This is a genomic window from Fontimonas sp. SYSU GA230001 (assembly GCF_040066175.1).
In the GTDB taxonomy this organism is placed as follows: Bacteria; Pseudomonadota; Gammaproteobacteria; order Nevskiales; family Nevskiaceae; genus Solimonas.
On sequence record NZ_JBEAAM010000023.1, the window covers coordinates 37,495 to 64,373 of the forward strand.

Genomic DNA, 26,879 nt, shown 5'->3' on the forward strand with positions numbered 1-26,879 from the left:
AGAGTACTCATGTCGCAGAAGGAAGTCTTCGTCGTCTCCGCGGTGCGCACCGCGATCGGTTCCTATGGCGGTTCGCTCAAGGATCTGCCGCTGTCGGATCTCGCGACCACCGCGGTCAGGGCCGCGGTCGAGCGTGCCGGCGTCGCGCCGGATGCGGTCGGCCATGTCGTCATGGGCCATGTGATCCCGACCGAACCGCGCGATGCCTACCTGGGTCGCGTCGCCGCGATGAATGCCGGCATTCCCAAGGAGACGCCGGCGTTCAACGTCAACCGCCTGTGCGGCTCGTCGCTGCAGGCGCTGGTGTCGGCGGCGCAGACCGTGCTGCTCGGCGACGCCGACATCGCGCTCGCCGCCGGCGCCGAGTCGATGAGCCGCGGTGCCTACATCCTGCCGACCGGCCGCTGGGGGGCGCGCCTGGGCGACACGCAACTGCTCGACTACATGAACGGCATCCTGCACGACCCGTTCCAGGGCATGCACATGGGCGTGACCGCCGAGAACGTCGCCGAGCGCTACGGCATCACGCGGCAGATGCAGGACGAGCTGGCGACGGAGAGCCAGAAGCGCGCCGCGCGGGCGATCGCCGAGGGCCGCTTCAAGTCGCAGATCGTCGGCGTCGAACTCAAGACACGCAAGGGCGTGGTCGTGTTCGACACCGACGAGAACGTGCGCGCCGATACCACGGTCGAAGGACTGGCCAAGCTCAAGCCGGTGTTCAAGAAGGATGGTCAGGTGACGGCCGGCAACGCATCCAGCCTCAACGACGGCGCCGCCGCGCTGCTGCTGGTTTCCGGCGAGAAGCTCAAGGCGCTGAACCTCAAGCCGCTCGCGCGCTTGGTCGCCTACGGCCACGCCGGCGTCGAGCCGGCCTACATGGGCATCGGCCCGGTCCCGGCGACGAGGCAGGCGCTGCAGCGCGCCGGCCTCAAGGTGTCGCAGCTCGACGTGATCGAGGCCAACGAGGCCTTCGCCGCGCAGGCCTGCGCGGTCGCGCGCGAACTCGACTTCGACCCGGCCAAGGTCAACCCGAACGGCTCCGGCATCTCGCTCGGCCATCCAGTCGGTGCGACCGGCGCGATGATCGCGACCAAGGCGATCCACGAACTGCAGCGCGTCAACGGACGCTACGCGCTGGCGACGATGTGCATCGGCGGCGGCCAGGGCATCGCCGCGGTGTTCGAGCGCGCGTAGCTCCGTCCGGGGTGCGGACTCGGTACGAGGATGAGGCGGCCCATGGGCCGCCTCATCCGTTCATGTGGTGGCAAAAATCCGGATTCCCGATAGAGTCGGTGTCCATGCCCTACATCCAGACGCGCGACGGCGCCCGGCTCCACTACCACGATGTCGGCCGCGGCGAGCCGGTCGTCCTGCTGCATGGCTTCGCGATGCCCGCCGCGTTGTGGCTGCCGTTTGCGCTGCCGCTGGCCTACCGCTTCCGCTTCATCCTGCCGGACCTGCGCGGCTTCGGCCGTTCGCATGGCGTGAAGCTGAGCGACGACTGCCTGCTGACGCAGCACGCCAACGACGTCGCCGACCTGTTCGAGACGCTGGACCTGCGCGGCGTGCGGCTCGGCGGCCTGTCGATGGGCGCGTGCACGGCGATGCAGTATCACCGTCTGCACGGCTTCGAACGGGTGCGCAGCTATCTGCACATCGACCAGTCACCCTGCGTGCGCAACACCGACGACTGGCGCCACGGCCTGCTCGGCGAACTGCAGTCCGCGCGCCTCGGCGGCTGGCAGGACCTGATGACGCGCATGGAGCCGTATCGCGACCTGGCCTACGAGGCGCTGCCGGCCGATCTGCGCCGCGAGCTGTGGGCGAGTCTGAGCGAGTTCTTCGACTACGCCTTCCACCACCGCGGCTGGAAGTGGGTCACGCGCCTGGCACGGCATGAGCGGCTGATCCGCCGCATCGCGCCGACCAGCAACTGGCCGATCTATCTCGACAGCGTGCGCTCGTACCTCGAAGACGACTACGACTGGCGGCCGACGCTGCCGCAGCTGCGCGTGCCGATGACGGCGCTGATCGGCGAGGACTCGATCATGTATCCGGCCGAAGGCCAGCGCGCGATCGCCGACCTCGTTCCGCACGCGAGGCTGGTCAACTTCGAACGTTGCGGCCACGCGATCCCGTTCGAGGCGCCGCGCCAGTTCAACCGCGAACTGCGCCGCTTCCTCGCGACGACCTGATCCCTTCAGGACAGATAGGTGTAGCCGGTCAAGCCGGCCTCCAGCTCCTGGAACAGCGCATCGCGCTCCGCGGCCGGCAAGCCGGTCGCCGCGAGCTTGCTGCGGTAGGCGGCGGCCAGCGCCTCGGGTTCGAGGTGTACGTAGCGCAGCAGCTCGTCGGTGCGGTCGCCGCGCTCGGCGTGGCTCAGATGCCACCCCCCCTTGTCGTCGAGCACGACGTTGACGGCGTTGGTGTCGCCGAACAGGTTGTGCATGTCGCCGAGGATTTCCTGGTAGGCGCCGACCATGAAGAACGCGACCAGGTAAGGCTCGCCTTCACGCAGCTTGTGCATCGGCACGGTCGGCTCCAGTCCGCCACGATCGACGTAGGCATCGATGCGCCCGTCGGAATCGCAGGTCAGATCGCACAGGCTCGCGCGCGTATCCGGGCGCTCGTCGAGGCGGTGGATCGGCAGGATCGGGAACACCTGGTCGATGGCCCAGGCGTCCGGCACCGACTGGAACACCGAGAAATTGCAGAAGTACTTTTCGGCGAGCTTCTCGCGCAGCTCGTCGATCGCCTCGCGGTGCGCGCGGATGCCGGGATCGAGCTTCGGTTCGGCGGCGCGGCAGATCGCGTAGTACATGCTCTCCGCGTAGGCGCGCTGCGCCAGCGTCAGGCGCCCGTGGGTGTACTGCGCCTGCGCATCCTGCAACAGCGAGGCGGCGTCGTGCAGGCATTCGAGCGGGCCATGAACGTCGATCGCGCCGAGCAGTCCGGTGAGATCGTGGAGCACCGCCGGCGCAGCGGCATCCGGCGGTGGCGGCGTCGGCACCTGCACCGTCTCGTGGTCGATGACCGAGGTCACCAGCACCGCATGGTGCGCGGTCAGCGCGCGTCCGGATTCGGAGATCAGGTCCGGCTCCGGCTGGTTCGCCTCGGCGCAGACTTCCTGCAGCGTGCGCACGACGTTGCGCGCGTACTCGCGCTGCGTGTAGTTCATCGAGCAGTACGAGCGCGAGCGCGTGCCCTCATAGTCCACGCCCAGGCCGCCGCCGACATCGACGACGCGCACCGGCGCGCCGAGCGCGCGCAGCTCGGTGTAGAAGCGCGCGGCCTCGCGCATGCCGCGCGCGATGTCCTGCACGTTGGCGACCTGCGAGCCGAGATGGAAGTGCAGCATCTGCACGGCGTCGAGGCAGCCCGCCGCGCGCAGCTCGTCCACGGCGGCGAGCACCTGCGCGCTGGACAGGCCGAACTTGGACTTCTCGCCGCCGGTGTTTTGCCATTTGCCGGCGCCGATCGACGCCAGGCGCACGCGCAGACCGATGCGCGGCGCCACCTGGAGCTTGCGCGCCTCCTCGATCACCAGCGGCAGCTCGGAGCGCTTCTCGACGACGATGTACACCTGGTGGCCGAGCTTCTCGCCGATCAGCGCGCGACGGATGTAGCCGCGATCCTTGTAACCATTGCAGACGATCACACTGCCGGGCCGTGCCATGCCCAGCACCGCCGCCAGCTCGGGCTTGCTGCCGGCCTCCAGCCCGACGCGTTCGCCGCCATGGGCAACGATCTCGCGGATCACGTCGGCCTGCTGGTTGACCTTGATCGGGTACACGGCGGTGTAACGGCCGCCATAGCCCAGATCCTCGATCACCCCGGCGAAGGCGCCGGTCAGGGCATCGACGCGATCGTGCAGGATGTCGGTGAAACGCAGCAGCACCGGCAGCTGCAGGCCCTCCTGCGGCAGCCGGCGTGCCAGCTCGTAGAGGTCGATCGCCACCGGCGAGCGATCGCGGTACGGCCGCACCATCACGTGGCCGGCCTCGCTGACGCCGAAATAGCCCTCGCCCCAGTACGGCATGTTGTAGAGGTCGAGCGCCTGGTCCGGGGTCCAGGCACGGCGGCTGTCATTCATTCGGCTTCTTCAGTGGCTATACTCGCGCCGCACATTTTAGGGGTTCGCCGATGTCATTGGATCGCAGCTGGTTCACCGAGGCCATCGAAGCCACCGGAACCGCGTTTTCGCTCAAGGCCGAGAAGCTCCACGAGGAGCAGACGCCCTACCAGAAGATCGAGATCTGGAAGACCGAGACCTTCGGCCATCTGATGACCATCGACGGCTGCACGATGGTCTCGACCCGCGACAACTTCCTCTACCACGAGATGATGTCGCACCCGGCACTGAACTCGCACCCGAACCCGCAGACCGTCGTGATCGTCGGCGGCGGTGACTGCGGCACGCTGCGCGAGGTGCTCAAGCACCCCGAGGTGACGTCGGCCACGCAGGTCGAGATCGACGAGCGCGTCACGCGCCTGTCGGAGCAGTACTTCCCCGAGCTGTGCGACAAGAACGCCGACCCGCGCGCGACGCTGTTCTTCGGCGACGGCATCCAGTGGATGAAGGACGCCCGGCCCGGTTCGATCGATCTGATCATCATCGACTCGACCGACCCGGTCGGTCCGGCCGAGGGCCTGTTCGGCAAGAAGTTCTACCTGGACTGCATCAAGGCGCTGAAGCCGGACGGCATGCTGGTGCAGCAGTCGGAGTCGCCCCTGCTGCATCTGGAGCTGATCAAGGAAATGCATCAGGCGATGCGCGAGGCCGGTTTTGCGCAGACCCATCTGCTGCACTTCCCGCAGGTGATCTATCCGTCCGGCTGGTGGTCGGGCTCGATCGCGTGCAAGCAGGCCGGGCCGCTGGCGCAGCGCCTGGATGCCGAGGCGATCGCGGCGCTGGACTGCAAGTTCTACAACGCCGACACGCACCGCGGCGCGTTCGCGCTGCCGACCTACGTCAGGAAGGCGCTCGGCGCCTGAGCGTCAGCGCGGCGCCGGGCCGCACATCTCGTTGACGCGCTTCTGCGTCTGCTCCAGCAGGCGCAGGCGCTCGGCGCTGCTGTATTCCTTTTCCTTGCCCTGCTCGTCGCGCTCGACGATCCGCGTCGCCTGCTTGTAGGACGCCAGCTGCTCCTTTGCGCGCTTGCACTCCTCGGCGCGCAGCTGGTCGCGCGTGCCGTTGTCGGCGACATCGGCGGCGTCGGCCGGCGTGCTCTCGTCGCTCCCGGCGCCGTCGTCCACGCCTGCCGTCGCATCCGTCGGCGTGGCCGCCGCGGGCCCGGCCTGATTCAGGTCGATCCGCTTCCAGCCCGGCTGCGGCGTGTCGCTGAAGTGGACGCGGCCGTTCGGGTCCACCCACTTGTACACCGCCTGCGCCTGGGCCACGCACACCGCGAGTGTGCACGACAGCGCCGCAATGGTCGCCTTCACGTTCATCTCGGATCCTCGCAGCGCTGCGATCTCGCTTCGGCGTCAGGCTTCATACCGCCTCGACGCCCGACTCGCCGGTGCGGATGCGCACGGTCTGGTCGAGGTCGTAGATGAAGATCTTGCCGTCGCCGATCTGACCGGTCTTGGCGGCTTTGAGGATCGCTTCGACGGCCTTGTCGCACATCTCCGGCGCGACGGCGACCTCGATCTTGATCTTGGGCAGCAGATCGACCGTGTACTCGGCGCCGCGGTACAGCTCGGTATGCCCTTTCTGGCGGCCGAAGCCGCGCACCTCGGTCACGGTCATGCCCTGCACGCCGATGTCGGCCAGCGCTTCGCGCACCGCATCGAGCTTGAAGGGCTTGATGATCGCAATCAGCATTTTCATGACGCACACCCGATGTTCCGACTTGCGCGCGAGTTTATTGCCGCGTGCCCAAAAGGGCAAAGAAAAGGGGCGGACCGCATGGTCCGCCCCAGGCCCACAGGAGAATCGTCGAACGCCTTACGAGAGGATGTAACCGCGCTCGTTGTGCTGGGTCACGTCCAGGCCCTCGGTCTCGGCCTCTTCCGCGACGCGCAGGCCGCCGGTGATCAGGCCGGTGATGTACAGCAGCAGCGCGCTGAGCACGCCGGTATAGACCAGCGTGAACAGGACACCCTTGGTCTGGATCCACAGCTGGCCGGCGATCGTGGCGCCTTCCGCGGGCGACCAGACGCCGCCCATCGACGGAAACGCGAACAGGCCGGTGAGGATCGCGCCGACGATGCCGCCGACACAGTGCACGCCAAACACGTCGAGCGAGTCGTCGTAGCCGGCCGCCTTCTTGAGCTTGGTCGAGGCCAGGAAACAGATCACGCCCGCGGCCAGACCGATCCACAGCGCGCCGACCGGGCCCGCCGTGCCGGAAGCCGGCGTGATCGCAACCAGGCCGGCGACCGCACCCGAGGCGATGCCCAGCACCGAAGGCTTCTTGTGCGTGATCCATTCCGCGAACATCCACGCCAGCGCCGCGGTGGCCGTGGCCACCTGCGTGACGAACATCGCCATGCCCGCCGAGCCGTTGGCGGCGACCGCCGAACCGGCGTTGAAGCCGAACCAGCCGACCCACAGCATGCTCGCACCCATGATGGTGTAGCCGAGGTTGTTGGGCGGCATCGCGTCGCGGCCGTAACCCTTGCGCTTGCCGAGCATGATCGCCGCGACCAGGCCGGCGATACCGGCGTTGATGTGCACCACGGTCCCGCCGGCGAAGTCGAGCACGCCCCAGTCCCACATCAGGCCGCCGTCGCCGCTCCACACCATGTGCGCCATCGGGAAGTAGCAGATCGTGACCCACAGCGCCATGAACACCAGCAGCGCGGAGAACTTCATGCGCTCGGCGAAGGCACCGACGATCAGCGCCGGCGTGATGATCGCGAAGGTCATCTGGAAGGTGGCGAACACCGACTCGGGGATCGCCGCGGTCAGGCTGTCCACGCTCATGCCGGACATGAAGGCCTTGCCGAGGCCGCCGACGAAGCTGTTGAGGTTGACGACGCCCGCCTCCATGCCGGTCGTGTCGAACGCCAGGCTGTAGCCGTAGATCGTCCACAGCACCGACACCAGGCCGGTGATCGCGAAACACTGCATCATCACCGACAGCACGTTCTTCGCCCGCACCATGCCGGCGTAGAACAGCGCCAGTCCGGGGATCGTCATCAGCAGCACCAGCGCGGTGGCGGTGAGCATCCACGCGGTGTCGCCGGCACTCAGCGTCGGCGTCGGCTCGGCGGCCGGCGCCTCCTCCGCGGCGGACGCAGCGGCCTCGGCGGGCGCGGCTTCCACCACGATCGCTTCGACCGCAGCCGGTTCGGCCGTTGCCGCGTCGTCCTGGCCCCAGGCCGGTGCGAGGCCGCACACCGCAGCCAGGGTCAGTGCACCCAACAATTTGCGCATCATTTCGTTTGCTCCCCGTTACAGTGCGTCCTGACCGGTCTCACCCGTGCGGATACGGATGGCCTGGTCGAGGCTGAAGACGAAAATCTTGCCGTCGCCGATCTTGCCGGTATGGGCCGCCTTGGTGATCGCCTCGATCGCGGGATCGACCTTGTCGTCGGTGACGGCGACTTCGATCTTCACCTTGGGCAGAAAATCCACGACGTATTCGGCACCGCGATACAGCTCGGTGTGCCCTTTCTGGCGGCCGAATCCCTTCACTTCCGTCACCGTGATGCCGGCCACGCCGATATCCGAGAGCGCTTCGCGCACCTCGTCCAGCTTGAACGGCTTGATGATGGCTGCGATTAGTTTCATGACATCACTCCTGAGTCGGAAAGCAGTCTTCCGCCAGAGGAGCCTTTGACTCCGGCGGCCGGACTGGGGAAAAGCACGGAACATGCCAGCGCCATTCGGGCCGGATTGACCCGAATCAGCGCATTTTGCGCGCGCTGGCGCACCACGATGGTGCGCCGTTGAAAAGGGGAGCGCGCACCGTACAATGCGCGCCCAATCGCACCCCCCGACAGGCGCCTCGCGCGCCAGGCGTCCCGAAGATGGAATCCTCGCCCTCCCTGCTGGCGGCCAAGGAGCTGCTGCACGCCTTTGGCATCATCCTGGCCGCCGGCACCCTCGGCGGCGTGCTCGCCAAGCGCCTGCGCGTGCCCGACGTGGCGATCTTCCTGCTGGTGGGCATCGCCCTCGGACCGGAGGTCCTGGGCCTGATCGACATCCGCGCCGACAGCGGCCTCAACCAGATCATCCTGATCTTCGGTTCCTGCTACATCCTGTTCGACGGCGGCGCCTCGCTGCGCTTCCGCGTGCTCAAGGAGGTCTGGGTGACGATCGCGGTGATCGCCACGCTCGGCGTGCTGATCACCGCGGCGATCACCGCCACGGCCGCGCACCTGATCATGGGCCTGCCGCTGATCGTCGCCGCACTGGTCGGCGCCGCCACCGCCTCGACCGACCCGGCGACGCTGGTGCCGATCTTCAAGCAGATCCCGATCAAGGAACGCATCTCGCAGACGATCATGTCGGAGAGCGCGTTCAACGACGCCACCGGCGCGATCGTCACCTTCACCGTGCTCGCGATCGCGCTCGGCCAGGGCGAGTTCTCGCTGTCCGGCTCGCTGCTCGAACTGCTCAAGCAGGCCAGCCTGGGCATCCTCATCGGCGGCGTGGTCGGCTACGGCGCCGCGCTGCTGATCGGCCACGAACGCTACGCCTTCCTCGGCGAGTTCGGCCCGGTCGTCACGCTGATGGCAGTCGCCGGCGCCTACCTGGCCGCCGACAACTACCATGCCTCCGGCTTCATGGCGGTGTTCGTGTTCGGCATGCTGGTCGGCAACAAGGAGAGCTTCGGCTTCCGCATGGCGCCGGCGGAGTCGGAGAAGATGGAGCACTTCGTCGCCGAGATGGCGCTGATCATGCGCCTGATGATCTTCGTGCTGCTCGGCTCGCAGGTCGATTTCGGGCTGATGCAGAAGTACTGGCTGCAGGGCATGCTGCTGGTGCTGGTCTTCATGTTCGTGGCCCGCCCGCTGACGGTGTTCGTCTGCACGCTGCCCGACCGGCGCGCGCGCTGGAGCCTCAAGGAGCGCCTGTTCATGTGCTGGACGCGCGAGACCGGCGTGATCCCCGCGGCTCTCGCCGGCCTGCTGGTCGGCATGAAGGCACCGGGCGCCGAGATCGTCGCCTCCGTCACCTTCATCGCCATCCTGATGACCATCCTGATCCAGGCGACGACGACGCCGTGGCTGGCCGGCAAGCTCGGCGTGCTGGTCGAGGACTGGCAGGACTGAAGGCCGGCACGCGCTTGATTCGGCACGGCTCCAGCCTCGACACTGCACGTCATGGACACCCGCCAGCTCGAAGATCTCGCCGCCAAGCTGTCCCGGCTGCTGCCCCCGGGCCTGAACGGCCTGCGCCGCGAGCTGGAGGACAACTTCCGCGCGGTGTTGCGCGCCAACCTGGAAAAATGGGACCTGGTGTCACGCGAGCGCTTCGACACCCAGGCGGAGCTGCTGGCACGCACCCAGGCCAGGCTCGCCGCGATGGAACGACGGCTGGCCGAGCTGGAACAGAAGCTGGGCATCCGCTGAGACACCCGTCTCGATTCGCCGGCACGTCCGGTTGACGGCGCCTGCGCCGTTTGCCGAAGCTGCGGCTCGTACACGAGAAACGGCGGCGGGAGAACGGCATGGCCCAGCTCGCGACCCTGCTGTCGCGTGCGCAGAACGGACTCGACGCGGACCTGGTCACCGTCGAGGTGCACCTCGCGCCGGGCCTGCCGGGCCTGAACATCGTCGGACTGCCCGAGGCCGCGGTGCGCGAAGCCAAGGATCGGGTCAAGGCGGCGATCGCCACCTGCGGCTACCGCTTCCCGGTCCAGCGCATCACCTGCAATCTCGCCCCGGCCGATCTGCCCAAGGACGGCACGCGCTTCGACCTCGCCATCGCGCTGGGCATCCTCGCCGCATCGGAGCAGATTCCGCTGCAGCGGCTCGACGGCGTCGAGGTGCTCGGCGAACTGTCGCTGTCCGGCGACGTGCGCACCGTGCCCGGCACGCTGCCGGCCGCGCTCAAGTCCGCGCAGGCCGGTCGCGCGCTGCTGGTGCCGGCGGCGAACACCGGCGAAGCCTGCCTCGCACCCGGCGCGCGCATCCTCGCCGCCCGCCATCTGGGCGCGCTGTGTGCGGACCTGCACGCCGGCGCGCTCACCCCCGTGAGGTCCGCGCCGCAGCCGCAGACCGCTGAACCGGAACTGGATCTCGCCGACGTGCGCGGCCAGGCGCAGGCACGGCGCGCGCTGGAAATCGCCGCCGCCGGCGGCCATTCGCTGCTGCTGGTCGGCCCGCCCGGCGCGGGCAAGTCGATGCTCGCCAGGCGCCTGCCCGGCATCCTGCCGCCGCTGACCGGCGACGAGGCGCTCGAAGTCGCGGCCGTCGCGTCGATCGGCCGCGGCGGCTTCGACGCGCGCGACTGGGGGCGGCGCCCGTTCCGCGCACCGCATCATTCCTGTTCCGGCGTCGCGCTCGTCGGTGGCGGCAGCAGCCCGCGTCCCGGCGAGATCACGTTGGCCCATCACGGCGTGCTGTTCCTCGACGAACTCACCGAGTTCGAGCGCCGCTCGCTGGAGGTGCTGCGCGAACCGCTGGAGAGCGGCCAGATCACGGTGTCGCGCGCGGCACGCCAGGTCGATTTCCCCGCGCGCTTCCAGCTCGTCGCGGCGATGAATCCCTGCCCCTGCGGCTGGCTCGGCGACGTCTCCGGCAAGTGCCGCTGCACGCCCGACCAGGTGCTGCGCTATCGCGCCAAGGTGTCGGGGCCGCTGCTCGACCGCATCGACCTGCAGATCTTCGTGCCGCGCGTCGCCGCGGAAACCCTGCGTGGCGATGCCGCGCCGGCCGAATCGAGCGCCGCCGTCCGGGCGCGCGTCGTGCAGGCCCGCGCGCTCCAGCACCAGCGCCAGCACACGACCAATGCCGCACTGCACGGGCGCGCGCTCGAAACCCATGCGCGCCCGGCCGCCGAGGCCGAGAATCTGCTGCAGTCGGCGCTGGCGCGCCACCTGCTGACCGCGCGTTCGTACCATCGCTGCCTGCGCGTCGCGCGCACGCTGGCCGATCTCGAAGGGGCGCAGGACATCGGCGCCGCCCACGCCGCCGAGGCGCTGCGCTATCGCGAACTGGACCGCAGTCCGCAATAAGAAAGGGCCGCTCGCGCGGCCCCGTGGAACGGCTGCGATACCGCTTACAGATCGAAGGACTTCTTCAGACCGACGACGAACTTCGGATCGTCGTTGGTCCCGGCATCGATGTCGGTGGCGATGTACTGCAGGCTCATCGTGAAGCCGCCGTCGAGCGTCGCCGACAGGCCGAGCATGTAATCCATGTAGGTGTCGTCGGAACTGCCGATGCCGGCGAGGAAGCGCTCGATCTCCTTGCCGTGGTAATAGCCCACCGAAGCGTCGAACGACAGCTTGTCGGTGATCGGGAACGAACCGGACAGGGACAGATAGCCGGCCTCCTTGCCGTCACCGTCGCCGATGAAGAAATTGTTCTCCGGCGCATACGCATAGCTCAGGCTCACCGGGCCATAGCCGACGCCGACGGCGAACTCGAGCGTGCTCAGATCGGAGCCGTCCTCGTCTTCCTCGGGATACCAGTAGTAGGTGCTGTGCACGTCGAAGGAGACGTCGCCGAACGCCTTGGAGAAGCCGACATACAGATCCTGTTCGGTGCCACCGCCGAAGCCGATGTTCGACGCCCAGGTGCCGAAATACACGCCCGAGTCGTGCGCGTAGTCGATGCCGCCCTGCACGGCCGCGCCGCCGGTCTGCGCGATGCCGCGGAACATGTACTCACTGACCGCCCCCACATTGACGCTGACGCCGGCCGCCGCGCTGCCCGAAAACAGGGCCGCACCCAACACCGCCGTGCCCCACACCGAACGCTTGAATGTCATCGGATTGCCTCTCTCAAAGTTCTGGATGAATCCGCGGTCGGCACTCACGGACTGCCGCGGCCCGGAGCCTTGAACGCAAGCCCCATGCCACCGGCGGCGGTCACACCCTCGCACGCGATGCCCCACATCGGTGCAGACACGCACCGCGGGTGCCCGCCACTGCGCGGCGCGCCCCAATGCAGCGCGTGCGGCGAACACCCACACCAACGAAAAAGGCCGGCAGAGCCGGCCTTTTCTCTCGAACGACGGGAATCCCGAGCGATCAGACGCCCGCCTGCTTGAGCAGGAACTCCACCGCGGCGCGGATCTCGTCGTCGCTGAGGCTCGGATCGCCGCCCTTGGGCGGCATCGCGTTCTTGCCCTGGATCGCATGCGTGACCAGGCCGTTGACGCCACCGGCGGCGCTCAGGCGGGCCGACCAGGCCGCCTTGTCGCCGGCCTTGGGCGCGCCGAGCACGCCGGCGCCGTGGCAGCCGGCGCAGAGCTTGCCGTTGACCTGTTCGCCGCTCATCGGCTCGCGCGCCGGCGCCGCGGCCGCGACCTTGATCAGCGCCGCCGGGTCGGTGACCACCTGCCCCACCGGCCGGGTGCGCTCGTCGATGCGCGCCAGCGCATCGGGATCGGCCTTCTTGTCGTGGCCGCTGACGATCGCCGCGGCGACGATGCAGACGAAGAAGATGCCGAACAGCCCGGCCATGACCTTGCCGAAATTGGCGAAGAAGACCTTGTCGTGGTCCTTGTGTTCCACCGAAAACTCCTTGGGACGCCCGCCGTGAGCGGCGGCAAAGTATAGCCGCGGCACCTGCCAGCGCATAGGCGCCCGCTACACTCTCGGCAATGGACTTCACCAACCAGCTGATCGCGCTCGCCGGCCTGCTGTTCCTGGTCAGCATCCTGGCGACGGTCATCACGCCGCGCCTGGGCATCCCCCTGCTGCTGGTGTTCCTGCTGATCGGCATGCTGGCCGGCCAGGACGGCCCCGGCGGCATCGCGTTCGACAACTATCCGCTCGCCAATCTGGCGGCAACGGCCGCACTGGCCGTCGTGCTGTTCGACGGCGGCATGCGCACACGCTTCGATAGTTTCCGCGTCGGCCTCAAGCCGGCGCTGAGCCTGGCGACGGTCGGCGTGCTCGTCACCGCCGGCATCACCGGCGCCTTCAGCGCCTGGCTGCTGGACCTGAGTCTGGCCGAGGGTCTGCTGATCGGCGCGATCGTCGGATCGACCGACGCCGCCGCGGTGTTTTCGCTGCTGCACACGCGCGCGGTGTCGCTCAACCAGCGCGTCAGCGCTGCACTGGAGATCGAGTCCGGCACCAACGACCCGATGGCGGTATTCCTGACGCTGGCACTGATCCTCTACCTGCAGACGCCCGCGGACTTCGGCGCCGGCGCCGCGGTCTGGATGTTCGTGCAGCAGTTCGCCATCGGCGCGGCGACCGGGCTCTCCGGCGGGCTGCTGCTGGTGCGCGCGCTCGACCGCCTGCCGCTGGCCGACTCGCTGTATCCGCTGCTGGCCCTGTTCGGCGGCCTGCTGGTCTTCGGCCTGACCGCCCTGGCCGGCGGCAGCGGCTTTCTCGCCGTCTATCTGGCCGGGCTGATCCTCGGCAACCGCCCGGTGCGCGCCGCGGCGGCGATCCGCCGTTTCCACGACGGCATCGCCTGGATGAGCCAGATCGGCATGTTCGTGATCCTCGGCCTGCTGGTGGCGCCCAGCAAGCTGCTGCCGCTGGTCGAACCGGGGCTGCTGATCTCCGCCGCGCTGATCGTCGGCGCACGGCCGCTGGCGGTGTGGATCAGCCTGCTGCCGTTCCGCTTCCCGTGGCGCGAGAAGCTCTACATCGCCTGGGTCGGGCTGCGCGGCTCGGTGCCGATCGTGCTCGCCACCTACCCGTGGCTGGCGGGACTGGACCAGGCCGAGTTGTTCTTCGATATCGCCTTCTTCATCGTGCTGGTGTCGCTGCTGGTACAGGGCACGACGGTCGCGCCGATGGCGAGCCTGCTCGGCCTGCAGGTGCCGGCGACCTCGGCGCGCGTGCATCGCGTCGATATCGACCTGCCGGGCCAGAGCGGCTTCGAGGTCGTCAGCTACCGGCTCGCGCATAACAGCGGCCTCGTCGGCCTGCGCGCCAAGGATCTGAACCTGCCCGAACTCGCGCGCGTGATCTGCATTTCGCGTGGCGGCCGCATGCTCGGCTACCGCGAATGGGGCGCGCTGCGCGCCGGCGACTATGTCTCGCTGCTGACCGCGCAGTCCCAGCTGCCGGCGCTGGACCGCCTGTTCGAATCGGCACAGCAGCCGGACAGCGCCAGCGCGCGACGCTACTTCGGCGAGTTCATCGTCAGCGGCAGCGCGTCGATCGAGGAGCTGTGTGCGGCTTACGGACTCGCGCCGCCGCCCGACAGCAGCGGCCGGACGCTGGGCGACGTCGTGCAGCGCCATCTGCCGCACCCGGTGGTCGGCGACCGCCTGCGCCTGGGCGAGCTGGAACTGGTCGTACGCAAGGTCGAGGGCGATCGCCCGGTCGATCTCGGCCTGCGCCTGCCACGCGACTGAGGCCCGCTCAGAAGCGGCGCGCCAGCCGCAGATTCAGCACGAGGTAATCGACCAGGCCGGGGTTGGCGACATCCACCGAGCCGATCGCGTAGCCGGCGCTGGCGTCGTACCACTCGGCACCGGCGCCCAGTTCCCAGTCGCCGAGCGCCTTGCGCAGATCGACGCGCAGCGACAGCGCGCCGTAGGGCGACAGCCGGTAATCGCTGGACGCGAGCCCGTCGCCGCGCGCACTGGCGTAATACGGCGCGTAGAAGTAGGCCTGCGACTGGCTGTACCAGCGCAGCGCCGGCGTGAGGCGCCAGCTGTCGGCGATGACCTGGTTCCAGGCGACTTCCAGCGTGTGCGCCTCGATCTTCCAGTCGTCGTGGAAATAGCGGTAATCGACGTGCAGTGCGCCACCCAGTGCGCCGACGTAGTGACGCAGCCGCGCACTCAGCGCCCACAGTGCGCGGCGGTCGGGCCGCGCGTCGCGCACCGTGCCGGCGTCTTCGACGATGAACGCGCGCTTGTACGGATCGCTCAGGTAGCCGTCGTGCAGCGTGTAGCTCAGCGCCGTCTGCAGCACGGTCTGCGCATCGACGATCCACGACACGCCGCCGTAGGCGCTGACACTGTCCTTGTCCGCCGTGTCGATCACGTCGGTGCTGCTGGCACCGACCACCGGATCGAGCCGGTCGTAGGAGTAGCCCAGACCGCCGCTGACCGTGTACTGGCCGTGCGGCGGCGTGTACGCGGACTCGATGCCGCCGTTGATGGCCTCGTAGTCGTCCTCGGTCGAGTAGCCGAGCGAGGCGCTCCAGTCGAGATCCGCGAACGGCAGGCTCCAGGACGCCTGCACGTCGGCGCGTTCCTCCTCGATGCTCGCGCCGCTCATCACCTGCACGGGTCGTCCGTCCGCATCCGGCTGCACCCACCAGGGCGAGGCGCCGCTCATGGTTTCGTAGGTCGCATTGACGCTGAGCGTCTGCTCGCCGAAGGGCGCGACGACGCGGAACAGGTGCGAGTCGATCGTGTAGCGCTCCGAACTCCGCCCGCTGGCGGCGCGGCCGGATGGCAGATCGGCTTCCTGGTAGTGCGAATACAGGTAATCGGTCTGCACGTCGGCCTGCGCGAGGCCCGGCAGCGCCAGGGCCGCGGCGGTGAGTGCGGACAGCGAAGGTCTGGTCGGTGTGGTCATGTCAGTTGCACCCGCAGCCGCCGCCGCCCAGCGAGGCGCCGCCGCTGGCCGCTTCCTTGCTGAACTCGACGTGCCGGCGATAGGACGACAGCACCGGATCGGGCTCGAAGGCCATTTCCGCGCGCGCCAGATCGCCGCGCTGCCAGGGCTGCACCGTCGCACAGGCCGTGCACATCGCCGCGAGCAGCACGAGGCTCGCGCACCGGACCACCTTGTTCATCGACTCTCCCCGTCTGCAGTCGAACTTCCGCACCGCGCCCGCATGCTAATCCAGAATCGAGCGCGCGATGATCTCCTTCATGATCTCCGAGGTGCCGGCGAAGATGCGGTTGATGCGCTCGTCCTGGTACATGCGGCAGATCGGATACTCGTCCATGTAGCCGGCGCCGCCATGCAGCTGCACGCCCTCGTCCACGGCACGTCCATAGACTTCGCTGGCGAACAGCTTGGCGCGCGCCGCGTCCTCGGCGGACAGCCTGCCCTCGTTGTGCACCTCGACGCAGCGATCGACGAAGGTCTGCGCGATCTCGATCTCGGCGTCCAGCGCAGCCAGCTTGAAGCGCGTGTTCTGCATCTTGCTCAGCGGCTTGCCGAACACCTTGCGGTTGCGCACGAACTCCGCGGTGACGTCCACGGCCGCGCGGGCCGCCGCGACGTTGCCGGCCGCGGACATCAGGCGCTCCTCGGCCAGCGCATGCATCAGGTGATAGAAGCCCTTGTTCACCTGGCCGAGCACGTTCTCCTTGGGCACGCGCACATCGCGGAAGAACAGCTCGGCGGTATCCTGCGACTTCAGGCCCATCTTCTTCAGGTTGCGGCCGCGCTCGAAGCCCTCCATGCCACGCTCGACGATGAACAGCGTGATGCCATGCGGATTGCTGGCGTCGGTGCGCGCCGCGACGAACACCAGGTCGCTGAGGATGCCATTGGAGATGTAGGTCTTGGCGCCGTTGAGCAGCCAGTGGTCGCCGCGATCGACCGCGTGCGTCCGCATCCCCGCGAGATCGGACCCGGCATCCGGCTCGGTCATCGCCACCGCGAGAATCTTGCGGCCACTGATGATGTCCGGGAAATAGCGCCGCTTCTGCTCGTCCGTACCGAAGGTGCCGAGATACGGCGCGATCAGGCGGCTGTGCACCGACATGAAGAAGCCGGGATCGCCGTGATGGACGTTCTCCTCGATCAGGATCTGCTCGTAGCGGAAGTCCTTGATCCCCAGGCCGCCGTAGCGCTCGTCGGCCCACATGCACAGGAAGCCGGCGGCACCGGCCTTGAGGAAGGCCTCGCGATCGACGATGCCCGCCTCGCGCCAGCGTTCGGAATGCGGACGGATCTCGGTCCGGAAGAACTTGCGCGCCGAATCACGGAACAGTTCCATCTCGGCAGACAGGGGCTTTCTTTGCATGACGGTCGGGTGCCGGTGGTCGTGTCGGGTGGCGCTACTTGAGCGATTTCTTTTGCACCGACGCCGCCTCGAAGTACTCGTCGGGGAAGCGCACGGAAAAGTCGTTGGGCTTGTCCTCGTTGGCCATCGCCGTGACGAAGTAGCGGCCGGAGTTGAAGTGGTAGATCACCTCGGGCACGCCGCCGACCGACTGCACGTTGGGCACGAACACCGTATGCCCTTCCTGGAACTGGTAGAGACCACCGCGGCTGTCGTAGTTGTCGATCGCCGCCGGATACCAGCTGTCCTCGTCGATGTAGAAGCGGCGCTTGTGGAAGGTGTGGTTGGTGCCCGGGCGGATGCCGGCCTCGACGATCCAGACGCGGTGCAGCTCGTAGCGCGGCAGGTCCTGGTTGAGATGCTTGGGCCGCGCGAGGTCTCTGAACTTCACCTTCGGGCCGCCGATCAGGTGGGCGTTGTACGGAACGATCATCTCCTTCTTGCCGAGCAGCTTCCAGTCGAAGCGGTCCATCACGCCGTTGAACATGTCCACCTGGTCGTAGAACTGGTGACCGTCGGTGCCCTCATAGGGGTTGTCACAGCACACCGTCGGTGCGCGGCGGATGCGCTTGAGCGCCGGCGAGTACAGCCACGCCGCGCGGCCCTCGCCGCCGGTGCCGGCCTTCTCGTGCACGAGGATCATCGTGCCGGCCAGGCGCGGCGGCGCGATGGTCTTGGAGAAGTACTTGAGGAACAGACCGCTGTCCCGGGTCAAAGGCACCGGGTCCTTGTCGGTCGCGTAGTAGAAGTTCACCTCCTCGACGATCTTGGTCAGCTGGAAGTCGCCATTGGCCTGCACGATCATCTGGTTGTTGTAGCGGCGCGCGCCGTCGCCGCGATAGCGCACGCGGTGATTCCAGATCACTTCGGCGCCGCTCTTCGGGATCGGGAAGGTGAAGCCCTGCCTGCAATTGTCCGGGCTGTCGGTGCCGATCAGTTCGCAGCGGGTCGCGTTGGCGATCGTCGCGTCATAGATGAACTGCGGAAACGAGACCACGCGATGGCTCGGATAGACGTTCATCCGATAGCTGTCGTACGACGACAGCAGCTGCTTGTGGCCCTCGGTCAGCTGGTCGGCGTACTGCGCCATGTTCGCCCGGGTGATCGTGAACAGCGGCTGTTCCGCATCGATCATCGGGTCCGCCGGATACTCGCCGGTCAGTGCGCCGCGCCGCGGCGCCGGCGTCCACGGCGGCACCGAGCCGCTGGCATTGCCGGCCCGCTCGGCGCCGACCGGCGTAAGGTCCTTGCCCAGGCGCGCCGCTTCGTCGGCCGACACTTTCGCGTGCACGGGGCACGCCAGCCCGAGCAGAGCGGCGAACAGCAAACACGACTGCGGCTTGAAGCGCACGGTGATTCTCCCGGTCAAAACTGATACTTGATGAAGGCGCGCGCGGTGTCGCGGTCGCGCCACAGGTTGGCCCTGCCGCCACCGGCCTGCAGGTTGTAGCCGAGGTTCAGCGACAGGCTGGCCTTGTAGCGGATCTCCAGGTTCACGTCGGCGAGCATGCGCCCCTGCACGAAGTTGCTGGCCAGTCCCGGCGCGGTGCCTTTCACGTCGTGCTTCCACAGGATCGTCGGGCGCAGGCTGATGCCGGGCAGCACCGACTCGTAGCTGATGATCGCGATCATGTCGTAGCCCCAGGACAGCCGGTCCGGATACAGGTCGAGATCTTCCTGGTGCGGATTGAAGCGGATGCCGTCGGGACCGTAGGAGCAGGCGATGTTGGTCGAGCAGGCCTGGCGCTGCGCGGCCGCATCGGTCCAGTACGCGCCGCTGCCGTCGGCGCCGGCGCTGGCGTGCAGGTAGGTACCCGGCGCTTCGAGCTGCAGCTCGTCGAGCGCCGGCAGGCCGGGTACCCAGGTCGCGCCGCTCTCGAACAGCCAGATCACCTGGTCGGCGAACAGCAGCCGCGACACCCATTCGGTCGCGCCCATCAGATAGGTGCCGCCGAGGTTGAACTGGTAGCTGTCGAAGGTCTCCCAGCCGCGGATGTAGGCATTGGGCGGGTTCAGGCCGAGCGTCCCGCCGCGATACGGCACGATGAACGACGGAAAATAGCGGCCGGCACCGGCGGCGTGGCCATAGAACAGATCGAAGGTGTCGTTGAACGCACCGGGCGTGCCGCTGGCATCGACGACGAAATCGCTGGCCGCGTAGAACTGCCCGCTGTCGAGCGTGTTCGATCCGTCCGGCAGCTTCGCGGCGTTGGGAATGATTCCCGAGCCGGAGCAGCCGGTCTGCGGCAGGTGACAGTTGGTCGCCGACGGCCCGTAGGCGGCGAAGGCCAGATCCTCCAGATCGACCTGCATCGGCGCGTCCGGCCGGTAGGCCACCTCACCCTGCAGCGCGAAATCGCCGAAGGTGGTGTTGAACGACAGCCCGAACATGCGGATGTTGCGCGGGTATTCGAGCTGCACTCGGATCGCGTCGAAGTCAATCGCCGCGTCGGTCGCGCCCTCGGGATCATTGGGCGCCGTCAGCGCGTGGTACAGCGGCACGTCGATGCAGGCCTGCGTGAAGCTCACGGTGTCGGTCGCGTGCTTGCCGCAGGCTTCGGGCACCGAGAACACGCTGACGAACGGCAGCCGCGAGTGGTAGTGCATGAAGAACAGGCCGAACTCGGTGCCGGAATTGAGCCACTCGGCGTAGTACTTCAGGCCGATGCCGTACTGGCCTTTCCAGCCGGGTTCGCGGTCGCGTTCGCGCACGAAACCGATCGAGGTGTTGGTCGTCCCCGACAGCGGGTTGTCGATCAGGTAGCCGAGCCGCTCGGGGTCGTCGGGCAGGCTGCCGAAGCCCAGGGTCAGCACGTCGCGCCCCGCGTCGTTCGTGCCGATGTCGGCGAAGGAGTAGAAAGAGCCGGGCGCCGGCGCCACCGATGGCTGCCATTCGAGCTGGTAGAAGCCCTCCAGCGTCGTCGAGTCGAGCACCGTCGCCGACGCGAAGGCCATCGCCACCGGCGTGAACACTTCCTCGATCTGTGCACCGACCCGCAGCAGGTTGTTGGCGTCGGCGGGGTTGGCCTGGTTGATCGAATCGAAGACCAGCACGGTCGATTCTCCCCAGCTGACCAGCTGGCGGCCGAGCTTGACGGTGAGCTCGCGCTCGCCCGGCAGCTGGAACGACCCATAGAACAGCGCATCCAGCAGCTGAAAATCAGCGCCGATCTGGCGCAGCGTCTCGCGATCACGGCGCTTGGCCTGCACCGGCCCGCCGCGGCTGTAGACCAGGCCGCATGGCTGGTCGTCCGGATTGCGCTGCGGCGGACAGGGCTTGGAATCGACGCGCACCAGACCGACCGGCACCGTGCCGACCGGCAGCGCTGCGCCCGGGATCAGCGCCAGGACATCGATCGGCAGGCCCAGCAGGTCGGCCGGGTCGCTGATCACCTCGGTGCCCGGCAGCGAGACGTTGGCGACATCGAGCGCGTTCGCCGAGTTGATCTCGTTCGGATGGAATTCGGTGAAGCGGCGGTTGACGAAGTCGTGGAAATACAGCCCGCGCACGAACAGGCCAAAGTTGCCCAGGCCGAGCGTGAGGTCCGAGGTGAGCTTCAACGGTGCCTGCGTGAGGTCGTGGCGGTCGTAATTGAGATTGCCGTCGTCGCCGTTCATCGAGAACTGGCCCGGCGCACTGACCAGCCGCTCGGCCGTGAACACCTGGTCGCGGAACAGGCCCTGGCAGCCCTGCCAGCGCAGGCGACCGTTCTCGCGCCCGCACAGGTCGGGGTCCAGGTTGGATTTGCCGACCAGATCGTCGGCGCGCGACTCCATGCGCCACGCGGCGCCGGCGGTCAGCGTCGTGTTGAGCACGCCCTCGAACGGCTGCCCGCTCCAGGCCGGCAGCTCGAAGGTCAAAGCCTGCACAGGCTGAGCGCACAGCGATGCCCATCCAGCGGCGAACCACACCGCCCATGTCCTGCGGTTCATCGTCGTCTCCCCCGACGTCGCGCGATCAAGCCCTCACAGCGTCTTCAGGTATTCGATCAGCGCACGCCGCTCCGCGTCGGTCAGCACGGCGGTGAAGTCGTGGCCCTGATTGCCCTGGCTGTAGAGATAGGTGTTGAACACCTTGCGGTTCTCGATGTCCTGCTGGTTCATCCGCAGACCTTCGAGCCGCGGCAGGTTCCACAGCAGGCCGATGTTCTCGTACAGCAGACCCAGCGCGTACTGCGCGGTCGAGGGCCGGCTCTGGTCCATCGGATCGCAGGCGGTGTACGCGCCCGTGCCGGGATCGCCGCAGGCCAGTTCCTCGTATTTCCAGCCGAGTTTCGCGGTGTCGTAGGCACGCTCGAAGCTCGTGTCGTAGCCCATCACCACCAGACCCTGCTGGTCCGGCCGCGCCGGTGTGGACACGCGCCGCCAGATCTTCGGCCGCTCGCGCGCCGGATCGAGCACGCCCCAGATGTTCGGCAGAGCGCCGTTGTGCAGATACGGCGCGGCAGCCCAGATGCCCCACAGCGGCGGCGCCAGCAGGATCGGCGTCAGATTCTCCGTTTCGCCGGCCCGGCCGATGCCGCAGTAGAGGACGTTCTGGCCCATCGTCGCCGCCGGCATGCTGCCGTCGCGGTTGCGCATGCTCTGCATCGCTTCGGCATAGACCGGATCGGTGCGGATCACCGACATCGGCACCGTGTACGCGGCCAGTCCGCCGAGTTCCGGCGTTTCGAGGAAGGCCGGATCGTGGATGTAGCGCGGCGAGTAGGCGCCGTGACAGGACGCGCAGGAACCGTTGCCGGCGTCCGGGCGCGGCGCCGGATTGTCCAGACCCGGCGCCCACAGGTCTTTGGCGTGGAACAGGATCGCGCCCGCCTCGGCCAGCTGCGTGTCGATCGGGCCGGGATACGGCGGCGGCGCGAGCGTCTCCGCCCAGGTCTGGAAAGGGCCGGCATGCGCGTCCATCCAGGCCAGCGCGCCGGCATCGTCACCCGACAGGCTGCGCGCGAGATCGTAGTAGGCGGCGAGGTCGATGCGCGACGAATCCGTCGGCAGCACCGCGCCGTGGAATTTCTGCGCGCGGTAGGCGAGGTTCCACCACGGCGGGCTCTTGATGTTGCCGATCGCCTGACTCGCCACGATCTTGTCGTTGAGCAGCAGTTGCGGGTTGCCGCCGCTGAACAGCACGAAAGCGAGCTGGAAGAAGTCGATTGCGCCGGTGCCGCGATTGGTCGAGATCGTGATCAGCTGCGTGGCGTCGGCCGGCGTGCCGCCGCTGCTGTTGGCCTTGGCGAAATCGCTGCCGGCGACGGCGAAATCGCCGATGCTGCCGGCACCGCCGAGCAGCGGACCGAGACGGCCGTCGGCGGTGTCGATCTGGCCGTTGTGGCAGAACACGCAGACCTTGGTGCCGATCTCACCGGTCCAGCGGCCGTCGGGTCGGCGGATCTGCGTATAGGCCAGCGGCAGCTGGCCGGAGCCGCCGTCCGTGGCATTGGGATCCTCGCCCGGCAGCGGATAGGGATTGCGCGCGCGGCTCAGCGGCGAGCCGTGCCGCTGCGCGACCAGTTCATCGAAATTGTCCGGCCGACCCGGCAGGCCCCAGACCCGCCACAGATCGTTGTAGTCCGCGGCCGGCAGTCCGCCCGGAACGTCCTGGCCGCCGGCGAAGCTGACCGGCGAACCGACCGCGCCGTTGCCATGTGCCACGAGGCCGCCGAGCGCAGCCTGTGCGCGCAGCTCGCCGCAGGTCGTCGGGCGTGGCACGGCATTGTCGCAGCTGCGCCAGTGCGCGTTGAACGCGACGGCGCGACCTTGATTGACGCCGGGCACGAGCAGCTCGCGCGGATCGCGTGGCAGCGCCGCGTCGTCGCCGCGGCCCTCGCAGAACTTCACCCAGACATTACCGCCGCGCGGGCCGCCGAGCAGCGGATACTCGGTCGCCGCCGGAGCGGGCGTCGGCGTCGTGCCGCCAGCCGATGCACGCTCCGTGACTTCGCCGGCACAGGCGGAGAGCGCGAGTGCGACGGGTGCGACGACGAGCACGTTCGGTGTCCGGATCATCCGTATCTCCTCACAGCGTCTTGCGGTATTCGACGAGCGCATGCCACTCGGCGTCGGTCAGCACCGCGGTGAAGGTGTGTGCGCACACGCTGAGCGGCAGCGACGCGCACAGCGCCCACGCGGTCGCCTTGCGCCGGTTCGCGTCGCTACGCTCCACGCACCAGGCCGATTTATTTGACATTTGTCACTATAAGGATGAATTGACATTTGTCAACTTTTGGTGCGGTCGCTATGCTCGCCACACATGAACGACGCCCTCGACCCACTCGCGATCGCCCGGCACCCGACGCAGCAGCGCGCCCGCGAACGCTTCGACCGCATCCTGCACGAAGCCGAAGCGCTGCTGATCGAGCGCGGGCTCGCCGGGTTCTCGATCCCGTCGCTCGCCGAGCGGCTCGGCTACACACGCGGCAGCGTCTATGCCTACTTCCCGACGCCCTACGCGATCCTCAACGAACTGGTCCTGCGCTACCTCGCCGAGCTGGAGGACCGCTTCTTCGCGCGCGCCGAGCAGCTGCGCGCGCTCAGCTGGAGCCAGGGCATCGAAGCGGTCGTCGATATCGCGGTGAGCTTCCACAACGGCCATCCCGCTGCCTGCCTGCTGATCCTCGGCGGCGCGGTCACCGACGAGGGCTTCCGCGCACAGGAACAGACCAACCGCCGCCTCGGCCAGCTCGGTCGGCAGGTGTGGAGCCCGGACATCCCGCTGCCGACGCAGCCCGACGTCACGACGCTGGTCGTCGATATCGGCATCGCCTGCTTCCGCCGGTCGTTCTTCGAACATGGCAAGATCACGCCGGGCTACCGTGACGCCGCCGTCGCCGCGATGACCGGCTTCCTGAGGCCCTACGTCGAGTCCGCCGCGCCGGCCCGAGGCGCGCGCCGGCGTTCACCCAAGCGATGAGGAGAGTCCGATGAACAAAGCGCAGGAGCGCACGCCGCTGGCTTGCCTGTACCACTGGGAAAAGACCCGCCCCGACGCGATCCACTTCACGCAGCCGATCGGCGGCGGCCAGGTCGTCCAGTACACCTGGGCGCAGATCATGGACCAGGTGCGGCGCATGGCCGCGCATCTGAAGTCCCTGAACTTCCCGGCCGGCAGCCAGATCGCGCTGCTGGGCAAGAACAGCGCGCACTGGATCATGGCCGACTGGGCGATCTGGATGGCCGGGCACGTCAGCGTGCCGCTGTACCCGACGCTCAATGCCGAGACCGTGCGCTACATCCTCCAGCACAGCGAGTCGAAGCTGCTGTTCGTCGGCAAGCTCGACGAGTGGGCGTCGATGAAACCGGGCGTGCCCGCGGAGCTGCCCGTCATCACGCTGCCGCTGGCGCCGCAGACGGAAGGGCAGAAGTGGGACGAGATCGTCGCGCGCACCCAGCCGATGAAGGAGAACCCGGATCGCGGCTTCGACGAGCTGGCGACCATCGTCTATACCTCCGGCAGCACCGGCCAGCCCAAGGGTGTGATGCAGAGTTTCCGCTCGTTCAACATCGCCGGCACGCTGCTGCAGTCGCTGTTCCCGCTGACGGTCGCGGACCGCATGCTGTCCTACCTGCCGCTGGCGCATGTCGCCGAGCGCATGGTCGTCGAGAACAACTCCACCTACCACGGCTTCCAGGTGTTCTTCGCCGAGTCACTGGAAACCTTCGTCACCGACCTGCGCCGCGCCAAACCGACGATGTTCTTCTCGGTACCGCGCCTGTGGACCAAGTTCCATCTGGGCGTCTGCGGCAAGATGCCGCTCGACAAGCAGAACAAGCTGTTCCGCATTCCGTTCCTCGGCAAGAAGGTCAAGCGCAAGATTCTGGAGAACCTGGGCCTGGAACATGTGCGCGTGGCCTTCACCGGCGCGGCGCCGCTGCCGCCGAATATCGTCGCGTGGTACCGCACGCTGGGCCTCGATCTGCTCGAAGCCTATGGCATGAGCGAGAACATGGCCTACTCGCACTTCACGCGGCCGGGGGATTCCAAGATCGGCTTCGTCGGCCCGCCCAATCCGGGCGTCGAGTGCCGCATCGACCCGGACACCGGCGAGGTGCTGGTCAAGAGTCCGGCGCAGATGATGGGTTACTACAAGGAACCGGAGAAAACCGCCGAGTGCTACACGCCGGACGGCTTCTTCAGGACCGGCGACATGGGCGAGGTGGACGAACAGGGCCGGCTGCGCATCACCGGCCGCGTCAAGGAGCTGTTCAAAACCAGCAAGGGCAAGTACGTCGCGCCGGTGCCGATCGAGAACAAGCTCGGCGCGCACCCCAAGATCGAAGTCGTCTGCGTCGGCGGCGCCAACCAGCCCGCGACCTTCGCGTTGATCCTGCTGTCCGAAGAGCAGCGCAAGGCCGCGGCCGACGCCGCCGCGCGCGAAGCGATCAACGCCGAGTTCAAGACGCTGATGGACGAAGTCAACCAGAGCCTCGACCCGCACGAGCAGCTCGAATTCGCCGTCGTCGTCAAGGAACCCTGGACCATCGACAACGGCTTCCTGACGCCGACGATGAAGATCAAGCGCAACGTCATCGAGAAGCGCTACGAGCCGATGGTCGAGCAATGGTTCAAGACGCGCCAGCCGGTGATCTGGGAGAGCTGATCCGGGCGTTCACCCGCGAACAGAACGGGGGACCTTCGCGGTCCCCCGCTTCGTTTCAGGATCCGGCGACGGTCGCGATCAGCCGCGAATCCCGCAGCGCCGCGGCGCGGTGAAAGTAGATGGCCTGGTACTCCGCCGACTTCACCATCTGCGCGAAGGCCGCGACCGATGGATACTCGACCAGCAGCACCTCGTCCCACTGTTCGTCGGCGGGGCCGATCACCGTGTGCCGTGCACGCCCATTCCAGACCACGCGCGCGCCGACACGCTGCAGCAGCGGCAGCACCGCGCGCGAGTACGCGGCATAGGCCGCCGCGCCGGTGCACGCAGGCAATCCGCGCTCCGCCGCATAGGCCGCGACCTCGCGGAAGCGCAGCAGGTTGAGCATCGTCAGCGGCGTGTCCGCAGGCACGCGCTCGAACAGGTGCTTGAAGCGTTCCGGCGTCAGGTCAACGGATGTCATGGCAGGGCTACTCCAGGCACACGATCACTCTTGGTCAGCCTCGCCGCCAGGAAACAGGACGGCGGCGTAATCCATCGCGCCGTGCAGGATGTGCAGAATCACGACCCGCTTGGCTTCGACGCGATAGAAGATCGCGTAGTTTCCATGCACGCGTCGTCTGACCTCGTGCGCTTCGTAGCGCGGCACGAGGGGGAACGCCAACGGTGTCTCGCTCAGGTTCAGGCATTTCTCGCGCAGTTCGCGGACGAAGCTCAGCGCACGCGCCGGATTGTCCCGGGCGATGTAGTCACCGATCCCTTCGAGATCCGATTCCGCCTCGGCCGTGAGGCAAACGATCACGCTTTCTTGTCCGCCATCGCAGCGTACTTGGCCTCGAGCCGGTCAAACACCTTCGCGGCCGGCGGGGTCCTGCCGGCCTTCGCATCCGCGAGTCCGCGCGCAATCGAAGCGTCGAGCGCCGCCAGGCGCGCTTCGCGGTCCTGGATGAGCCTGACGCCTTCGCGCAGCACCTCGCTCTTGGAGCCATAGCGTCCCGATTCGACGAGCCGAGCGACGAAGCGCTCCAGTTGTTGACCCAAGTCCGCGCTGATCATTTCCGCGACCTCCAATGCTGCCCAGGAGAATAGCGCCTTTTCATAACTATTATCAACCCGCAGCCTCTTCCAATGACACATGAGCCTGAAGGGGGTGCGTGATTCCAACGTGAAGTGAGCCTGAAAGGCCGGCGGGGCGGCGGGATCATCGGAGGATGA

Annotated in this window: 26 protein-coding genes; 9 read left to right on the forward strand and 17 right to left on the reverse strand. The window is 67.8% G+C overall.

Going from position 1 to position 26,879, the window contains the following annotated elements; all coding sequences use genetic code 11:
- The first annotated feature begins 9 nt into the window (after positions 1-9).
- Positions 10-1,194, forward strand: coding sequence for an acetyl-CoA C-acyltransferase family protein (locus AAG565_RS12315; RefSeq protein ID WP_348819896.1), 1,185 nt, complete (start codon positions 10-12; stop codon positions 1,192-1,194).
- A 104-nt stretch (positions 1,195-1,298) separates the two neighbouring features.
- Complete coding sequence (locus AAG565_RS12320; protein WP_348819924.1) at positions 1,299-2,195, forward strand: alpha/beta hydrolase; 897 nt, start codon at positions 1,299-1,301, stop codon at positions 2,193-2,195.
- Positions 2,196-2,200: 5 nt separating this feature from the next.
- Here the strand turns inward: AAG565_RS12320 and speA are convergent, their stop codons facing one another.
- A complete protein-coding gene (gene speA / locus AAG565_RS12325) occupies positions 2,201-4,093 on the reverse strand; it encodes a biosynthetic arginine decarboxylase (RefSeq protein WP_348819898.1) in 1,893 nt (630 codons plus the stop codon).
- A 50-nt stretch (positions 4,094-4,143) separates the two neighbouring features.
- On the opposite strand from speA, the gene speE reads away from it, so the two are divergent.
- A complete protein-coding gene (gene speE / locus AAG565_RS12330) occupies positions 4,144-4,995 on the forward strand; it encodes a polyamine aminopropyltransferase (protein WP_348819899.1) in 852 nt (283 codons plus the stop codon).
- A 3-nt stretch (positions 4,996-4,998) separates the two neighbouring features.
- Here speE and AAG565_RS12335 read toward each other — a convergent pair whose 3' ends face one another.
- From AAG565_RS12335 to glnK, 4 genes are all read right to left on the reverse strand, one after another.
- Positions 4,999-5,445, reverse strand: coding sequence for a DUF4124 domain-containing protein (locus AAG565_RS12335; RefSeq protein WP_348819900.1), 447 nt, complete (start codon positions 5,443-5,445; stop codon positions 4,999-5,001).
- A 49-nt stretch (positions 5,446-5,494) separates the two neighbouring features.
- Positions 5,495-5,833 (reverse strand): P-II family nitrogen regulator, encoded by a 339-nt coding sequence (locus AAG565_RS12340; protein WP_348819901.1) that lies wholly within the window; start codon positions 5,831-5,833, stop codon positions 5,495-5,497.
- A 117-nt stretch (positions 5,834-5,950) separates the two neighbouring features.
- Positions 5,951-7,177, reverse strand: a complete 1,227-nt coding sequence (locus AAG565_RS12345; protein ID WP_348819925.1) for an ammonium transporter — start codon at positions 7,175-7,177, stop codon at positions 5,951-5,953.
- A gap of 225 nt (positions 7,178-7,402) precedes the next feature.
- A complete protein-coding gene (gene glnK / locus AAG565_RS12350; RefSeq protein WP_348819902.1) occupies positions 7,403-7,741 on the reverse strand; it encodes a P-II family nitrogen regulator in 339 nt (112 codons plus the stop codon).
- Between the two features lie 239 nt (positions 7,742-7,980).
- On the opposite strand from glnK, the gene AAG565_RS12355 reads away from it, so the two are divergent.
- From AAG565_RS12355 to AAG565_RS12365, 3 genes are all read left to right on the forward strand, one after another.
- Entirely contained in the window at positions 7,981-9,228 is a 1,248-nt protein-coding gene (locus AAG565_RS12355) for a sodium:proton antiporter (protein ID WP_348819904.1), read from the forward strand.
- A 51-nt stretch (positions 9,229-9,279) separates the two neighbouring features.
- Positions 9,280-9,528, forward strand: a complete 249-nt coding sequence (locus AAG565_RS12360; protein ID WP_348819906.1) for an accessory factor UbiK family protein — start codon at positions 9,280-9,282, stop codon at positions 9,526-9,528.
- A 98-nt stretch (positions 9,529-9,626) separates the two neighbouring features.
- The gene (locus tag AAG565_RS12365; RefSeq protein WP_348819907.1) at positions 9,627-11,135 is read left to right on the forward strand and encodes a YifB family Mg chelatase-like AAA ATPase; all 1,509 of its coding nucleotides are present in this window, start codon (positions 9,627-9,629) and stop codon (positions 11,133-11,135) included.
- A 44-nt stretch (positions 11,136-11,179) separates the two neighbouring features.
- Here the strand turns inward: AAG565_RS12365 and AAG565_RS12370 are convergent, their stop codons facing one another.
- Entirely contained in the window at positions 11,180-11,893 is a 714-nt protein-coding gene (locus AAG565_RS12370; protein ID WP_348819908.1) for a TorF family putative porin, read from the reverse strand.
- A 262-nt stretch (positions 11,894-12,155) separates the two neighbouring features.
- On the reverse strand, positions 12,156-12,641 hold the full coding sequence (locus AAG565_RS12375; protein ID WP_348819909.1) for a c-type cytochrome: 486 nt from the start codon (positions 12,639-12,641) through the stop codon (positions 12,156-12,158).
- Between the two features lie 89 nt (positions 12,642-12,730).
- Between AAG565_RS12375 and AAG565_RS12380 the strand changes: the two genes are divergently transcribed.
- Positions 12,731-14,449 carry a potassium/proton antiporter gene (locus tag AAG565_RS12380; RefSeq protein WP_348819911.1) on the forward strand — a complete coding sequence of 573 codons (1,719 nt, stop codon included), beginning with the start codon at positions 12,731-12,733 and terminating at the stop codon, positions 14,447-14,449.
- A gap of 7 nt (positions 14,450-14,456) precedes the next feature.
- Here the strand turns inward: AAG565_RS12380 and AAG565_RS12385 are convergent, their stop codons facing one another.
- Genes AAG565_RS12385 through AAG565_RS12415 form a run of 7 tightly spaced genes read right to left on the reverse strand, consistent with a single transcriptional unit; the run spans position 14,457 to position 23,230 of the window.
- On the reverse strand, positions 14,457-15,626 hold the full coding sequence (locus AAG565_RS12385; RefSeq protein ID WP_348819912.1) for a DUF3570 domain-containing protein: 1,170 nt from the start codon (positions 15,624-15,626) through the stop codon (positions 14,457-14,459).
- Between the two features lies 1 nt (position 15,627).
- Positions 15,628-15,846 carry a DUF4266 domain-containing protein gene (locus AAG565_RS12390; protein ID WP_348819913.1) on the reverse strand — a complete coding sequence of 73 codons (219 nt, stop codon included), beginning with the start codon at positions 15,844-15,846 and terminating at the stop codon, positions 15,628-15,630.
- A 45-nt stretch (positions 15,847-15,891) separates the two neighbouring features.
- Positions 15,892-17,031, reverse strand: a complete 1,140-nt coding sequence (locus tag AAG565_RS12395; RefSeq protein WP_348819914.1) for an acyl-CoA dehydrogenase family protein — start codon at positions 17,029-17,031, stop codon at positions 15,892-15,894.
- 34 nt (positions 17,032-17,065) lie between these two features.
- The gene (locus tag AAG565_RS12400; protein ID WP_348819915.1) at positions 17,066-18,421 is read right to left on the reverse strand and encodes a DUF1329 domain-containing protein; all 1,356 of its coding nucleotides are present in this window, start codon (positions 18,419-18,421) and stop codon (positions 17,066-17,068) included.
- A 14-nt stretch (positions 18,422-18,435) separates the two neighbouring features.
- A complete protein-coding gene (locus AAG565_RS12405) occupies positions 18,436-21,003 on the reverse strand; it encodes a DUF1302 family protein (RefSeq protein WP_348819916.1) in 2,568 nt (855 codons plus the stop codon).
- A gap of 33 nt (positions 21,004-21,036) precedes the next feature.
- Complete coding sequence (locus AAG565_RS12410; protein ID WP_348819917.1) at positions 21,037-23,073, reverse strand: hypothetical protein; 2,037 nt, start codon at positions 23,071-23,073, stop codon at positions 21,037-21,039.
- Positions 23,074-23,083: 10 nt separating this feature from the next.
- Complete coding sequence (locus AAG565_RS12415; RefSeq protein WP_348819918.1) at positions 23,084-23,230, reverse strand: hypothetical protein; 147 nt, start codon at positions 23,228-23,230, stop codon at positions 23,084-23,086.
- A gap of 87 nt (positions 23,231-23,317) precedes the next feature.
- Here AAG565_RS12415 and AAG565_RS12420 point away from each other — a divergent pair, with 87 nt between their 5' ends.
- Positions 23,318-23,977 (forward strand): TetR/AcrR family transcriptional regulator, encoded by a 660-nt coding sequence (locus AAG565_RS12420; RefSeq protein ID WP_348819919.1) that lies wholly within the window; start codon positions 23,318-23,320, stop codon positions 23,975-23,977.
- Positions 23,978-23,987: 10 nt separating this feature from the next.
- Positions 23,988-25,664, forward strand: a complete 1,677-nt coding sequence (locus AAG565_RS12425; RefSeq protein WP_348819920.1) for an AMP-binding protein — start codon at positions 23,988-23,990, stop codon at positions 25,662-25,664.
- 55 nt (positions 25,665-25,719) lie between these two features.
- On the opposite strand, the gene AAG565_RS12430 is transcribed toward AAG565_RS12425, so the two are convergent.
- Genes AAG565_RS12430 through AAG565_RS12440 form a run of 3 tightly spaced genes read right to left on the reverse strand, consistent with a single transcriptional unit; the run spans position 25,720 to position 26,720 of the window.
- Positions 25,720-26,127 (reverse strand): DUF1330 domain-containing protein, encoded by a 408-nt coding sequence (locus AAG565_RS12430; protein ID WP_348819921.1) that lies wholly within the window; start codon positions 26,125-26,127, stop codon positions 25,720-25,722.
- Positions 26,128-26,151: 24 nt separating this feature from the next.
- A complete protein-coding gene (locus tag AAG565_RS12435; RefSeq protein WP_348819922.1) occupies positions 26,152-26,466 on the reverse strand; it encodes a type II toxin-antitoxin system RelE/ParE family toxin in 315 nt (104 codons plus the stop codon).
- Positions 26,463-26,720: a type II toxin-antitoxin system ParD family antitoxin gene (locus AAG565_RS12440; protein WP_348819926.1), complete on the reverse strand. Its 258-nt coding sequence runs from the start codon at positions 26,718-26,720 to the stop codon at positions 26,463-26,465. The genes AAG565_RS12435 and AAG565_RS12440 overlap by 4 nt, the downstream gene beginning before the upstream one ends.
- Positions 26,721-26,879: the final 159 nt, after the last annotated feature.

Coding starts and splice junctions, on each gene's coding strand:
- AAG565_RS12345 (WP_348819925.1), bottom strand. CDS start 7,177: ATGCTCACCGCCACCGCGCTGGTGCTGCTGATGACGATCCCCGGACTG.
- AAG565_RS12410 (WP_348819917.1), bottom strand. CDS start 23,073: ATGATCCGGACACCGAACGTGCTCGTCGTCGCACCCGTCGCACTCGCG.
- AAG565_RS12430 (WP_348819921.1), bottom strand. CDS start 26,127: ATGACATCCGTTGACCTGACGCCGGAACGCTTCAAGCACCTGTTCGAG.
- AAG565_RS12390 (WP_348819913.1), bottom strand. CDS start 15,846: ATGAACAAGGTGGTCCGGTGCGCGAGCCTCGTGCTGCTCGCGGCGATG.
- AAG565_RS12360 (WP_348819906.1), top strand. CDS start 9,280: ATGGACACCCGCCAGCTCGAAGATCTCGCCGCCAAGCTGTCCCGGCTG.
- AAG565_RS12405 (WP_348819916.1), bottom strand. CDS start 21,003: ATGAACCGCAGGACATGGGCGGTGTGGTTCGCCGCTGGATGGGCATCG.
- speA (WP_348819898.1), bottom strand. CDS start 4,093: ATGAATGACAGCCGCCGTGCCTGGACCCCGGACCAGGCGCTCGACCTC.
- AAG565_RS12395 (WP_348819914.1), bottom strand. CDS start 17,031: ATGCAAAGAAAGCCCCTGTCTGCCGAGATGGAACTGTTCCGTGATTCG.
- speE (WP_348819899.1), top strand. CDS start 4,144: ATGTCATTGGATCGCAGCTGGTTCACCGAGGCCATCGAAGCCACCGGA.
- AAG565_RS12380 (WP_348819911.1), top strand. CDS start 12,731: ATGGACTTCACCAACCAGCTGATCGCGCTCGCCGGCCTGCTGTTCCTG.
- AAG565_RS12385 (WP_348819912.1), bottom strand. CDS start 15,626: ATGACCACACCGACCAGACCTTCGCTGTCCGCACTCACCGCCGCGGCC.
- AAG565_RS12340 (WP_348819901.1), bottom strand. CDS start 5,833: ATGAAAATGCTGATTGCGATCATCAAGCCCTTCAAGCTCGATGCGGTG.
- AAG565_RS12420 (WP_348819919.1), top strand. CDS start 23,318: ATGAACGACGCCCTCGACCCACTCGCGATCGCCCGGCACCCGACGCAG.
- glnK (WP_348819902.1), bottom strand. CDS start 7,741: ATGAAACTAATCGCAGCCATCATCAAGCCGTTCAAGCTGGACGAGGTG.
- AAG565_RS12370 (WP_348819908.1), bottom strand. CDS start 11,893: ATGACATTCAAGCGTTCGGTGTGGGGCACGGCGGTGTTGGGTGCGGCC.
- AAG565_RS12320 (WP_348819924.1), top strand. CDS start 1,299: ATGCCCTACATCCAGACGCGCGACGGCGCCCGGCTCCACTACCACGAT.
- AAG565_RS12315 (WP_348819896.1), top strand. CDS start 10: ATGTCGCAGAAGGAAGTCTTCGTCGTCTCCGCGGTGCGCACCGCGATC.
- AAG565_RS12365 (WP_348819907.1), top strand. CDS start 9,627: ATGGCCCAGCTCGCGACCCTGCTGTCGCGTGCGCAGAACGGACTCGAC.
- AAG565_RS12440 (WP_348819926.1), bottom strand. CDS start 26,720: ATGATCAGCGCGGACTTGGGTCAACAACTGGAGCGCTTCGTCGCTCGG.
- AAG565_RS12355 (WP_348819904.1), top strand. CDS start 7,981: ATGGAATCCTCGCCCTCCCTGCTGGCGGCCAAGGAGCTGCTGCACGCC.
- AAG565_RS12425 (WP_348819920.1), top strand. CDS start 23,988: ATGAACAAAGCGCAGGAGCGCACGCCGCTGGCTTGCCTGTACCACTGG.